The 14,016-nt window shown below is 36.1% G+C and carries 7 protein-coding genes; 3 read left to right on the top strand and 4 right to left on the bottom strand.

Annotated elements, in window-relative coordinates:
• Positions 1-110: 110 nt before the first annotated feature.
• Both HX004_RS08810 and HX004_RS08805 read right to left on the bottom strand, forming a co-directional pair.
• Positions 111-1,379 carry an acetyl-CoA hydrolase/transferase family protein gene (locus tag HX004_RS08810; RefSeq protein WP_286442117.1) on the bottom strand — a complete coding sequence of 423 codons (1,269 nt, stop codon included), beginning with the start codon at positions 1,377-1,379 and terminating at the stop codon, positions 111-113.
• A 114-nt stretch (positions 1,380-1,493) separates the two neighbouring features.
• Positions 1,494-1,889: a DUF3995 domain-containing protein gene (locus HX004_RS08805; RefSeq protein WP_286442116.1), complete on the bottom strand. Its 396-nt coding sequence runs from the start codon at positions 1,887-1,889 to the stop codon at positions 1,494-1,496.
• 152 nt (positions 1,890-2,041) lie between these two features.
• On the opposite strand from HX004_RS08805, the gene HX004_RS08800 reads away from it, so the two are divergent.
• From HX004_RS08800 to pheT, 3 genes are all read left to right on the top strand, one after another.
• Positions 2,042-4,216, top strand: a complete 2,175-nt coding sequence (locus HX004_RS08800; RefSeq protein WP_286442115.1) for an endonuclease MutS2 — start codon at positions 2,042-2,044, stop codon at positions 4,214-4,216.
• Positions 4,213-4,629, top strand: coding sequence for a thiol-disulfide oxidoreductase DCC family protein (locus HX004_RS08795; protein ID WP_286442114.1), 417 nt, complete (start codon positions 4,213-4,215; stop codon positions 4,627-4,629). The genes HX004_RS08800 and HX004_RS08795 overlap by 4 nt, the downstream gene beginning before the upstream one ends.
• A 94-nt stretch (positions 4,630-4,723) precedes the next feature.
• Positions 4,724-7,159 (top strand): phenylalanine--tRNA ligase subunit beta, encoded by a 2,436-nt coding sequence (gene pheT, locus HX004_RS08790; RefSeq protein WP_286442113.1) that lies wholly within the window; start codon positions 4,724-4,726, stop codon positions 7,157-7,159.
• Positions 7,160-7,207: 48 nt separating this feature from the next.
• On the opposite strand, the gene HX004_RS08785 is transcribed toward pheT, so the two are convergent.
• Positions 7,208-8,674 carry a hypothetical protein gene (locus HX004_RS08785; RefSeq protein WP_286442111.1) on the bottom strand — a complete coding sequence of 489 codons (1,467 nt, stop codon included), beginning with the start codon at positions 8,672-8,674 and terminating at the stop codon, positions 7,208-7,210.
• 3 nt (positions 8,675-8,677) lie between these two features.
• A complete protein-coding gene (locus HX004_RS08780; RefSeq protein WP_286442110.1) occupies positions 8,678-13,990 on the bottom strand; it encodes a PAAR-like protein in 5,313 nt (1,770 codons plus the stop codon).
• Positions 13,991-14,016 lie beyond the last annotated feature (26 nt).

The following is a 14,016-nucleotide window of genomic DNA, read 5'->3' as shown; positions in this document are numbered from 1 at the left end:
CAACAAACCAATTATTACTATCTTTAATAATGAAGTTAATGTTTAAAAAACGGTCAACTGTATTTAGGGATGTTCATTCGTTAACTGTTAACCGTTAACAGTTAACTATTTTACCCTTTCAAATTATCGAAATAAGCTTTTAAAATTTCTTCTCTAAAATCAGGATGAGCGATTTCCGCCATAGCAGCTACCCTTTGTTTCAGTGTTTTACCATACAAATCAGCTACTCCATATTCAGTTACGATATATTGTGCATGTGCACGTGTAGTCACCACCCCTGCTCCTTGACGCAAGAAAGGCACGATACGGTTATGTCCTTGGTTGCTTGTTGAAGCAAGCGCAATAATTGCTTTTCCTCCTTCACTCAAAGAAGCTCCTCGTACAAAGTCCATCTGTCCCCCTACGCCGGAATACATCTTATGTCCGATAGAATCCGCACAAATCTGCCCTGTTAAATCCACCTCAATAGCCGAATTAATCGCCACCACTTTTGGATTCTTGCGAATAATCGCTGTATCATTAACATAACTCGATTCTTTCAATACAATAAACGGATTATTATCCACAAAGTCATACAGTTTTTTTGTTCCAATTAAGAATGTCGCCAAGGCTCTTCCTTTGGCAATTTTCTTTTTTGAACAATCAATTACCCCATTTTGAATTAAATCAATTACTCCATCTGAAAACATTTCCGTGTGTAAACCGAGGTTTTTATGATTATTCAACTGAGCTAAAACCGCGTTGGGAATAGATCCAATCCCCATTTGAAGTGTACTTTCGTCCGCTATTAAATTAGCCACAAACTTCCCGATTGTCGCCTCTTTTTCCGTAATAATTATTTCTTTCGCTGCATAGATTGGACAATTATGATCCACAGCTAAATCGATTTTCGAACTATGTAAAACACTATCTCCAAACGTGCGGGGCATTTGCGGATTAATTTGCGCAATCACGACTCTTGCTCTTTCCATTGCAGCCACACAAGCCTCTACTGATACGCCCAGTGAACAAAAACCATGTTCATCAGGAGGGGAAACTTGAATCAAAACCACATCCACTTTCAACACACCCTTTCTAAATAACAAGGGAACTTCACTCAAGAAAACAGGCGTATAAGATCCGTTACCTGCCGCTAAGGTATGTCGAACATTCTTGCCAATAAAGAAAGAGTTGACGTGAAAACTTTCTGACAGTGCAGGATCCGCATAAGGCGCGTCTCCCTCCGTGTGAATATGACAAAATTCAACATTGCGCAATTCACTAGCTCTATCACTAATGGCTTTGGTTAAAATATTTGGTGTGGCAGCTGCAGCATGTACGTAAATTCGGTCTCCGGATTTCACAACTTTTGCAGCTTCTTGAGCAGATACATATTTCATAGCTTCAGTATTTCTAACAAGTTATTTTTTGCTTTTTTATTTTGAATACAAATTACTGATTTTTAACACAGAAAAGAACTGATATTCATCATACCTACTAAAAAAACAAAACTATTACCAAAAAAACAAGAAAAAATGACTTAAACTCAAATAAATACAAATTGGAATAAAAACAGTTGCATCTTTCTGAGCAAAAAGTGTATTTCTCACCTTTTTTCCAAGACCTACATACTTAAAATCACCGATAACACGCAAGCCAAACAAGATTCCGATAACTAAAAAACTCCATTGCCCTAAATGGATGAATTTAAAATTCAGTAAAGCCCCTAAAACTAAACAAATTGCCACAACTAAAGTACCTATTTTCTTAGGTTGAAAAACAGCAATACCTTCTGCTGTATTTGGAATTGCATAATTAGTGCCCCATTGCCCCCCTAATACCCAAAATAGATGAATACCTCCTAGTAAAAGAAAGACAATTCCATTTAACCAGTATATCCCTTCAATCATATTTTTTATCTTTTGACATACAATTATCAAAGATAAAACTATTTCTTTTTCACTCTACTCATTTCCTGTGAATGAGCGCTTATCTTTATCCATCTTCTCTCTTTTTTTCCATAAATAAATAGTATTTTTGCTTGATAATCTCATTGTAACACATGACATCGATTAATACAAAGACTTTACAAGATTTAGAATTTAATACCGTTTTATCCATTGTTTCCAATCTCTGTGTAACAGAAAGCGGAAAAGAATTGGCTATGGAGATTGTTCCTTTTAAAACAAAAGAACAAACCCTACATGCCTTACAACAAACCTCAGAATATTTGGCTTCTTTTACGAATAACAACGTTATTCCAAATCATTATTTTGAAGGTATTGACTATGAATTAAAATTCTTAGGCATAGAAGACAGTTTCCTAGAAATCAGCAGTTTTAAAAAAATATACAACTTAACAGAGACTACGAGTAACTTAATTGCTTATTTCAAGAAATTCGACGATTATTACCCCCATCTCTCTGCAGATACGGCAACGCTCACTTTAGAAAAAAGCATTTTAAAAGAAATTGAAAATGTTCTAGATAAATATGGAGAGATTAAAGACAATGCATCCGTTGATTTATTGTCGATTCGCAAAAGTATTAATTTAGTTCGCGGCAAGATTAATCAAAGTTTCGGCTATGCGTTATCCCAATACAACAGCGCGGGGTACTTAGACGATATTCGAGAAACCATTGTAGAAAACCGCCGTGTTTTAGCTGTAATCGCTATGCACCGTCGAAAGGTAAAAGGCAGTGTTTTAGGGCAATCCAAAACAGGAAGTATCATCTATATTGAACCTGAAGCAACCTTGCATTTCTCGAGGGAATTGAACAATTTAGAATATGAAGAACGAGAGGAAATCGTCCGCATTTTAAAAGCATTAACCAATAGTATTCGCCCGTTTAAAGAACTTTTATTGGAATACACCCAATATTTAAGTTTGCTTGATATTACAGCAGGAAAAGCGAAATACGCACTAAAAATCAACGGATTACTTCCTGAGATTCGCGAAGAAAAAACCATGTATTTCAGAGAGGCTTATCACCCTATTTTGTTGTTAAATAACAAAGAGAAGCGAAAAGTAACTCACCCTCAGACGATTCAACTTGAACAAGACAGTCGAATTATTGTTATTTCAGGCCCCAATGCTGGAGGAAAAAGTATAACCTTAAAAACAGTAGGGTTATTACAACTCATGTTACAATCGGGCTTATTAATTCCAGTACACGAACGCAGTCACACCTTTTTATTCGACCGAATATTAACCGATATCGGTGATAATCAATCCATTGAAAACCATTTGAGTACTTACAGCTATCGACTAAAAAATATGAATTATTTTTTAAAGAAATGTAATGCAAATACCCTATTTTTAATTGATGAATTCGGAACGGGTTCAGACCCTGAATTAGGAGGGGCATTAGCCGAAGTGTTCTTAGAGGAATTCTATGATAGGGAAGCGTATGGTATCATTACCACCCACTATACGAATTTGAAGATTCTAGCAGATCAATTGCCTAGTGCAACCAATGCTAATATGCTTTTTGACGAAAAATCACTAGAACCCTTGTACAAATTAAACATCGGACAAGCCGGTAGCTCCTTTACATTTGAAGTTGCACAAAAAAACGGCATTCCCTTTAGTTTAATCAATCGAGCAAAGAAAAAAGTTGAAACGGAAAAAGTACGCTTTGACAAGACTATTGCCAATTTACAAAAGGAAAGGCACAAGCTAGAACGCACCTCTCAAAATTTAAAAGAAGAAGAAACCAAAGCAAGAGAGGAAAGCAAAAAATTAGAAGGCATCAATGCTAAAGTTCAAGATAAATTAGAGCGTTACCAAGAATTGTATGATTCCAATCAACGCTTGGTTTATTTAGGGCAAAAACTAGATGATTTATCCGAGAAATACTTCAACAATAAGAGCAAGAAAACACTTTTTAGTGAAATACTCAAAGTAGTTGAAATCGAAAATTCAAAACGCAAAAAAATCACCCTTCAAGAAAAGAAAAAGAAAGAAGAAGAACAAAAAGTCTTACTTCAAGAAGTGGAGAAAAAGGTAGAAGTAATTCGCAAGGAGAAGAAAGAGAAAAAAGAGATTCAGAAACAACAGGAAGAAAGCAACAAGACTAAATTCCCGCTAAAAGTAGGAGATCGCGTTAGAATGCTTGAAGGAAGAGCTGTTGGAACGATTGACAGTATTGAAAAGAAAACCGCTACGGTAAACTATGGTTTCTTTACGTCAAAGGTAAATATAGATCAACTCGAAATGGTAGAACGTAAAAAATGATAGAACATCTTCCAAAAAACAAAAAAATTGTTCTTTTCGATGGCGTTTGCAACTTATGTGACAATGTGGTCAACAAAGTGATTGCAGCGGATTATCGAGATCAATTCCGATTTACCTCTTTGGACTCGGAATTAGGACAACAAATTCTACAGCAAATAGGTGTAGATCGCGCACAGACAGATAGTATTGTACTGTATATACCCGGAGAGGCTTATTACGTCAAATCCCAAGCCGCTCTTATGATTGCCAAATACCTCGGTGGTTGGTATTCCCTATTGACTATCTTTCTTATTTTACCGACCAAATTGGCGGATTCGCTTTATGATTATATTGCAAAAAATCGCTACAAATGGTATGGAAAAAAAGATCAATGTATGGTTCCCAGTGAATCAATACGCAAAAAGTTCTTGTAAATCAATGAACTTTATATTTTAAATATTAACACCAAAATTATTTCACTTAAACTAAGGCAATCCGTATATTTGCCTACAATAAAATTATTTTCGAATGCATATTTCATACAATTGGTTAAAACAATTCATTAAGCTAGATATCACGCCAGAAGAAACATCAGAAATTCTTACGGATTTAGGTCTTGAAGTTGAGGGGATTACTCAATACGAAAGCTTAAAAGGTGGTTTAAGAGGAGTTGTTGTAGGACATGTATTATCTTGCACTAAGCACCCCAATGCAGATAAACTAAATGTTACAAAAGTTGATTTAGGAACGGGAGAACCGGTACAAATCGTTTGTGGTGCTCCAAACGTAGCTGCTGGACAAAAAGTACCAGTTGCAACAATTGGCACTGAGTTGTACGATGCAGAAGGAAATGCATTCCAAATTAAAAAAGGAAAAATTCGAGGAGAAGATAGCTTCGGTATGATTTGCTCTGCTGTTGAATTAGGCATTGGAACAGACGGAAGTGGAATCCTTGTTTTAGATGAAACGATTGCTCCAGGAACACCTGCAGCGACGATTTTCAACATTACAACCGATCAAGTTTTTGAAATCGGACTTACACCCAATCGTTCAGATGCAATGAGCCACTGGGGCGTTGCTAGAGATTTACGTGCAGGTCTATTGCAAAACCCTAATATAGAAACACCTCACAAAGAGTTAATTACACCTGCTGTGAGCAAATTCAAAGTAGAGCGCAGAACGCTTAAAATGGATGTAGTTGTTGAAGATTATAAAAAAGCCCCTCGTTATTGTGGACTCACCATTTCGGGAATTGAAGTAAAATCTTCTCCTGAATGGTTGCAAAATCGCTTAAAAGCCATTGGTATTACACCTAAAAACAATATTGTGGACGTAACAAACTACGTTTTACACGATTTAGGACAACCACTACACGCTTTCGACGCTGCTAAAATTAAAGGAAGTAAAGTAATTATAAAAACAGTTGCTGAAGGAACGAAATTCGTTACGTTGGATGGTGTTGAACGCACCTTACATCAAGACGACTTGATGATCTGTGACGAAAATGGACCAATGTGTATCGCTGGTGTATTTGGTGGATTGAAATCCGCAGTTTCAGAAAATACAACAACTATTTTCTTAGAAAGTGCTTATTTCAACCCTGTTAGCGTTAGAAAAACAGCAAAAAGACACAGCTTAAATACAGATTCATCTTTCCGCTTTGAAAGAGGAATTGATCCCTCTATTACAGAATATGCCTTAAAACACGCAGCTTTGCTGATTCAAAGTGTAGCTGGTGGTGAAATTACCTCAGATATCGTTGACTTATACCCTAAGAAAGTAGAAGATCATTCTGTATTCTTGAATTTCAATAACATCAATCGTATTTTAGGTGAAGACATTTCTAAAGAAACCATCAAAACAATTTTAGTTTCTTTGGATATCAAAGTACACAGTATGTCTGATGTTGGATTGGGAATTACAGTTCCGGCTTATCGTGCAGATGTAACGAGAGAAATTGATGTCATTGAAGAGATTCTACGTGTATATGGATACAACAACATTAGCTTCTCTTCTAAATTAAATGCTACGATTTCTAACAGTTCAAGAACAGAAGATCACCGCGTTCAAAATATTATCGCCAATCAATTGGTTGCTCAAGGGTTTCACGAAATCATGAACAATTCATTGACGACACCGGAATACAGCAATTTAACGGAAAGTATCAACAAAAGTTATCAAGTAGATATCGTTAACCCACTAAGTGCAGATTTATCTGCAATGAGACAATCTCTATTATTTGGTGGTTTAGAATCTATTTCTTACAATATCAATAGAAAAAATAGTGATTTGCGTTTATTCGAATTCGGAAAAACCTACCACAAAATGCTAAACAACTTTGAAGAAAACAAACACTTTGCGTTATTCGTAACAGGAAACAGTACTCCTGCTTCATGGAACGCTACACAAAAGCCAAGTGATTTCTTTGAATTCAAAGGATATATCTTAAGCATCTTAAATCGTTTGGGCTTAACCAAATTCACTACGCAACCAACGGAAAATGACGTATTTTCAGAAGGAATCACCTATTTCGTAGGCAAAGAAGCTATTGTTGATTTTGGAGTACTTAAAAAGGCTGTAACAAAGCATTTTGACATCAAACAAGAAGTAAGTTATGCTGATTTCAAATGGGATGCTATTTTAAAATTAGTAAGCGGTAAAATCAAATTCACAGAATTGAATAAATTCCCTACTGTAAAGAGAGATTATGCTTTACTATTAGATGAAAAAGTAACTTTTGACGAAATCTTCAACATCGTAAAACAAGTAGACAAAGCTATCATCAAAGATGTAACCCTATTTGACGTTTATCAAGGGGATAAGATTGAAGAGGGTAAAAAATCTTATGCCATTTCAATCTTAATGGAAGACAGTACAAAAACATTGACTGAAAGCCAAATAGAAAAGATTATGGGCAAGATTCAATACCAATTAGAAAATAATATTGGAGCTCAATTGAGATAAAAAAAAGCGGTCAAATGACCGCTTTTTTGCTATTAAATACTGAGCAATCTACCACATTCCATGCTCCATACGCATCTCTTCGATCATCTCTGGATAATCACTATAACCAAAATACTTATGTTTCTTCAAATAAGTGAGTAATTCGGTTCTGCTTTCTGGTAGATATAATTGAGAATATAATGCACTATAATGACTTAGGCCTGGAGACAAAGCCGCTATATCTGGATTCTTATCATAGATTTTCTGACTGTAATAGCACAAATGAGATACTAAAAAAATATCGAGTTCTCTATATATTTCTTGATCATTTGAATCTAGCCCCCCCATAATACTAGATACTGTATATTGTAGGATGAAAGGATACATATAATCTTCTTTCCCATTAGTAAGTAAAACAAACTTTTCTAATAATTTTCTATTAATCAAAAACTTATTATCATAAGGGCGATAGGTTCCAAACATTCGTTGATGATTATTGAACAAACTTGGTTGTAGATCTTGGCTAAAAGGAGATATTCCATATTTTAAAAATCTTTCAAAAGTATCCTTTACATCATCGATATAAAACTGGGTCAAGCGATCATCGCCATAATATCCAAAGGTTTCATATAACATCGTTAAAAACTCCTGATCATGTAGATAAAGCCAATTCAGACTGATAGCACTTTTGTTAAACAAATAGTTATTCTCATGGTAGATACTTTCTCTAATTGCTGCTTTCCAGTTTTTGGTATCCTTCATCTCTTTCTCATCAAACATGGTGCTAGGTATTCCTCTCCAATTATTTAATGATGCATAAATAAAATTATAGCCCTTATAATTATAAAAATATTTAGGAAATAATAAATTATAATTGCCTAATTCAATCAGATATCTTTCTTCTTCTTCAATATTAGCTCTCCCTGCATTGATAGAAAAACAATACAATTGCCCCTTATCTTCCACTAAAGGGAAATTATTTTTAATCTGTCCAGCAAATCCAAATACTTCATTCATACGTTGCTTGTAAACTTCTGTTGTAGGTATTTTATAATGTTTACTTTGTAACCACTGTTCTAGAATTGGAAAGATATACTGGAAAGCATCGAAATAATCATATCCTCCATAGTTAAATGAGTAACGAGGTTCTACGTTATCTACTTTGGCTCGTTCATTTTCCTCATTCACCCGATAATCCAATGTTTCTTGTATATCTATTTTTATTTTCTGATAAAACTCCTCTTTCCCTTTAAAAGAGATTGTATCTAAATAAACAATATCCCTATACTTATATAGTCCTCCTTCTCCGTATATCCAATTGATATTCTCTGTTTCTCTCATTTTGTTGTACGCTATTTTTAACACATCCTTAACACTATCTACTGTCATAGGATCTAATAATGGACGAGGCTGTTGTTGCTCTTGTTGTTGTGTCTCTGACGTAATATTAATCACGCGCTCTTCTTGTTTTACTTTTCCTTGGCAACTACTGATTGTTAGTAACAGTAGCAACCAATACCCTATTCTTTTTTTCATTTCTTATTGTCTTTGTTCGTCTATGATACTTTCTGATCTATTATAACCTTGTATGTGTAAATGATTATTGTGACTAGGTTTTTTCAAGTCATTACAATATGGTAAGATATCTTCCTTCGTTTTGCCTTTAGGAGTAAAATACTCGGATAACATATTCATATCCCTTGCAAAACCATATTTATATAAGGCATTATTAAACAATTTCTGTCTTTCAAAATCAAAATTGCTATCTTCTAAAGTCAACCCGGCTTGATGTACTTTTCCATTCTTCGGTATATATCCCACATCAAATACTTGTCCATTGATATGCGATTTGCTAGGGTTGGGATATCCTCTAAAATTACTCGCGCCGTTAAATGAAATACAATCGATATTTTCATCGCACATCGCGCCTAATATGGCAGCGAAACAATCGACATCTACAGCATATCTGCGTCCTTCTTTTGAGTCGTCTCGATTAAATCCTACAGATAAACTACCCTCTGCAGACTCATACCCCTTAAAGGCAAGCACATAATCTATCATATCAACGGTTTTACTCGTATTAACGCTTAGATCTTTATTCACTTCATGTATAGTCTTAAACTTTAACACACATAACTCGTGTCGTTGATTATTTTTGTCGATGTATACATATTTACAATAGTTCAGGCTTTTGTTATTCCCCTCTTTAGGAATTATTTTTTTGATGTGTAATGATAATTTTTTATTTACACCATTAATCTTTTTATTAATCAAACCGATAGAATTGTAATTAATCTCATACGTAATTATCTCTAAATCTGAAACACTACTTGGAGAGATGGATTTATGTGCGGTACAATCAGGGACAAAGAATGCTGCTGATGCTTTGTTCTTGTAGGCAATTGTCTTCTTGGTATACGAACCATCTGATGTATTATTTCCTATCGCTGTCCATACCTCCAAAGCTTCTGCTGCTGTATCACTTTCTCCATTTCTCGGTAACTCATTAATTATAGCATTCAGTTTTTTAAATGAAAAATATCCCATACCACTTAATGTACCTACTTCTAAATGATTGCGCACTAATTCCGCTCCTGCTTTTGTCATGATATCTTGGATGACAGATTTATACAATATATTTCTTATCACATCTTGTACGGATTTAAACACTCCTCTACCCGTAATTTGTATCAATCCACTACCTCGATAGTTTACTCCGTCTCCTTCACTGGTATTGCCATTTTTATCTTTATATATAAAACCAGCGATTGCCTTGGACTTATCTTGTCTCACCCCTTCAAAGGAGTCAAAATAAACTACTTTGTCCCAAAGGGATTTCGTTTTGAAGATGCGATTTTCATAGCCCTTTTTATCGTCTTCTGTTTGTATATATAATACTGTGCCGTTCCTATTTACAGTTGCATACCAATCGTGCTTTTGATAATTGCTATCTCCTGACTGAGCAATGTAAACATCGGATTGCCAAACCTTCTTCTTAGCTTCCGCACTATACACCATACTACCACTAAAAAAAGTTGATGGGAAATTTCTTAAAAGACTCAATCTCGAATAGTACAAATCCTCTTCAGTTGAATGATAGCGCCCTAATATAGAAGTTCCTGCTTCTACAGAAGCTGCTGCAAAGAAGTACGCTTTCTTTCTACAAGTGTCTAAGGAAAAATACTCCATATACTTTGTATAGGCTTCTGCCACTTGTTGTAAAGTATCAGGTATGGCATCGGGAAAAATAGGCTTTAACTGCTCAGGTGTAACCGCTGATCTACAGTTTGGACATCCTACTTTATTCGTAGATAACACTTGTGCAGCCCCACTTTCCACCTTCACTGGTACCCGCTTTTTATTTCGATTCTGTATCGCATTGTATATCGGATTAACCGCGAGTTTTAGCTGTTGAAAATAGTTCTTCACGCCTTTTCTTCCTTCGCTCATCTTGGCGTTGTTGCGCGCTATTCGAGCGTTGTAGGCTGATAGTGTTTGTATCTCCTGATCGATTGCCTTGATTTCACGATCCAATTGTTCGTAAATTTGAATAAAAGGAGCATATTTTTTTCTGAACTCATCACCTCTATCATTCATCCGTTCTATAGCACTTGCCATATTCTCCTGATTGAGTTCTTGCTTGCGTTTCTTTTCCGCTTTCTTTTTCTTCAGCTTTGCAATATACTGGGCTTTATCCTCCTCCTCTAATTCAATAATACTACTATCATTTTGGCTTTTAACTCCCAAGTTTTCAGGATACATCACCCTGAATTTAAGTTTATTGCTATCGCTATACGTATCCCTTTTTTGGGCGGGTTGACCTTTTAGGCGATTAAACGCTTCTGGGTCTTCTTTCTTCCATGTATATAGAATAAAATAAAACAACCGAGGATTTTTTTCATTGCCTTTGTCTTGCACATGAGTGAATGATCCATACGCCGCACTAGAGGTACGGAGTTGAATATAGTTGACAATTTCCGTTTCATGGGCCACTATATTGTAACTCTCAATAAACTTGTCGTCTCCTTTTTGATTCTCATAGAGGTGAATTTCGTAAATCGTCTGATCTATTTCATTTTCAAACCCTTTATAGAGGTGAAGCGCAATAGAAGTCTGATCGGTATACTGAACAATCGCATCTAACTCTTTCTTATCCTTATCGACAAATTTCCCAACACCATGTGGTTGCTCCGCCAAAATAGCATAGGTACCAGAGGATATACTTTGATCGGGAAATACATGTCCTTTTCGAAATTCAGTATGGTATACTTCTTTGTTTTGATTCTCACAAGGCACTTCTACCTCGGAAAGGGTAAAATAAAAATTGAAAATTTCATCTTTTGCCTGTTTCTTACGAGCTACATCTAGTAAATTCTTCCAAAAATCAGTCTCTACCCCTATGGTTTTATTTATTACCCCTTTGCTGTCAAAAGTAACTTCTTCGCTATAAATTAAGTGATGTCGCTCTTTTTCGATGGTTTCTTCTGCCTTAAAATGCTTTAAGATTTTTCCTCCATCTGTGCGGTTGTCCCACCAAATATGGAGCTTCCCTTTTTTGTTAGCCCAACCCTCTACAGTTGCAGTGATGCCAAAGTTCTGTTTATATCCGATACGCGCTGTTTTGTGTTTGCCATCGTGAAAAAACCACTGTTTTATACGTCCCTTACTACCGTTTAAAACAACCTCAACGGGAGTATCATGACCCAACTGAACGTTCAAGAAATACATCCCTTCATTGCACAAAGTCAAGTCTAAGGCAGCTGTACTTGCAGTAAAGTAAATAGGAGTACTCCCTATTTTTTTTGTACTCTCCCTGCTTAGTTTTATTTCGCCTTCGGTTTGATTAGCACCTTTACCCAAATACGATATACTGTAGAGCAACAAGGGATCTTTTTTACTTTTATTCGCATTAATATAAGCTAGGGCTTCTTCCTTGGAGGCATGGAAATTCAACGCACTCGTGGCTACAGCTTCATAGAGATACCCTAAGAGCGTATTAATATGAACTACAGCGCGCTGATTGACAAAGACAGTATAATTTTTGCCTTCTTCTTTTGCCACAGCATGCTGAACGGTTACACCTTCTATTTTATTGTCGATTACTTCAATCTGCTTCTGTACCTTCTCTTGGTCAAAAAAAAGGCGACTTCCATAGAGGCATTGTAGGGTATACTTTCCTAACTCCTTAAACACAAATACTCCTGTCTCTCCCACTTTTTCCTCTCCATACGTTCTTCCATGAGGACTGCGGATTCTCCATTTTATTTTAGTTTCATCTACTGTATTTCCATTCTTTAAAATTGCCTGATAACTAGCTTGGGTTCCGCGGCGAATACGTCCTTCTACATGTTGAATATCAATCACTTTGTTTTCTAACACTTCCATTGATTGACTCAAAGCGGTCAATTCCTGTCCGTCTTGTAGTACTTTAATCGTAAACAAACCCGAATTTAAACAGCTAAACTTCGCCTCTAATTTATTGGCAGTCTGTGTATAGCGTTTACTGTTTACCATTGATTCGATAGAAGAATCACGATAACTATATAGTGTCGATTCCTCCCCCGTTATTGCTACGGATGCTATTGTTATAGTCAGACTACTCAACGTTGTTGAGGATAAAGGAAGGTTGCTAATCACGGTAATTGTCACCTCATTTCCAATGAAAATCTCCTGATTGATTCCCTTTACACTAAGGGCAGTGATACTCGCTTGATCTACTACTTCGATATAACAATACTGATCTTTATAGTAAGCCCATTCCTTACCTGCTTCTTTCTCACGGGAACTTGCATCTACAATATAGCGTCCACTTTTGGCAAAGGCGAAACTAAATGGATTCGTGACTCGTTTAAAGGCTGTATACACGACTTTATTTTGGTCAACTTCCTGTAATTTATAGGTTTTTGACGAAGAACTTTTCGCCCCTATAAATACATCTTCTGAAAGAATTTCTGTAATTCCCCAACTGATATTATTTCCTCTTCTTTTGTGTTTATCCGCTGTGTTGACGCTTACTGTTGCTCTAAAATCCACAAACTGACCTTTCAACACATAGAAAGCGCTTGTATTACCTTCGCTATAAGAGGTTAGGACAACATCCTCACTTGGCGTACATTCTAGTTTAGACACATCACTAACATATTCTTCTGGGTATTTTTGTTCTTCTGATGGGAGGTCTTCATAACTCAGCAAGGCATTGATTGCACTTATATCAACAAAAGCATCCTCTACTTCTTGTACGTCCTCATCATCTACGTCAACCGTTTGACCATGGGTCATAATTGTCAACGTTCCCCCTATGGCACAACTCAATGTTCCTAATTCCGTGAGAATATCCTTGCCTCCTACTTCTGGAAATTTGGCATTATTAGGCACTTTCCACTTCCCTTGGGGGGCATAGGTACAGGTTTTATCATTGCCCTTTTTATGACTACATGTGATAAAGGGTGAAACGCCTTCTTTAAACATTACATCTTCAACCGTAGCAACAGGTTTGTCCGTTCCTTGATCATTGATGTAGTACTTCTTATGGGTAGTAACCTCTAAGGTTCCCTTAGCCGAAAGATTCCCATCACAGTTACATGTAGCGCCTTTACAAACCACATATTGTGCTGGTATCGCTTCATTAGAGGGATCATTTTCTTGCTTTTCTTCTTGAGTTTGCTCTACACTTGACACAACAGCATCACGGTTATCCTGATTCATTTGAGTCTCATCATTTAGTTCTTCTACTGAAATGATGAGACTTTCTCTTGTTTCTGTAGTAGTTGATTCTTCTAAACCTACCTCTTCCCTCTTTTTAGGTGGGTCTTGTTCAATTGGCTCGGCAGCTGTTCGATTATCCTTTTTCATAGTCCTTTTTTTCGTCTAGCGATTGC

Origin of the sequence: Myroides sp. 1354 (assembly GCF_030324495.1) — a bacterium.
In the GTDB taxonomy this organism is placed as follows: domain Bacteria; phylum Bacteroidota; class Bacteroidia; order Flavobacteriales; family Flavobacteriaceae; genus Flavobacterium.
This window is presented reverse-complemented; position numbering and strand designations above follow the sequence as displayed.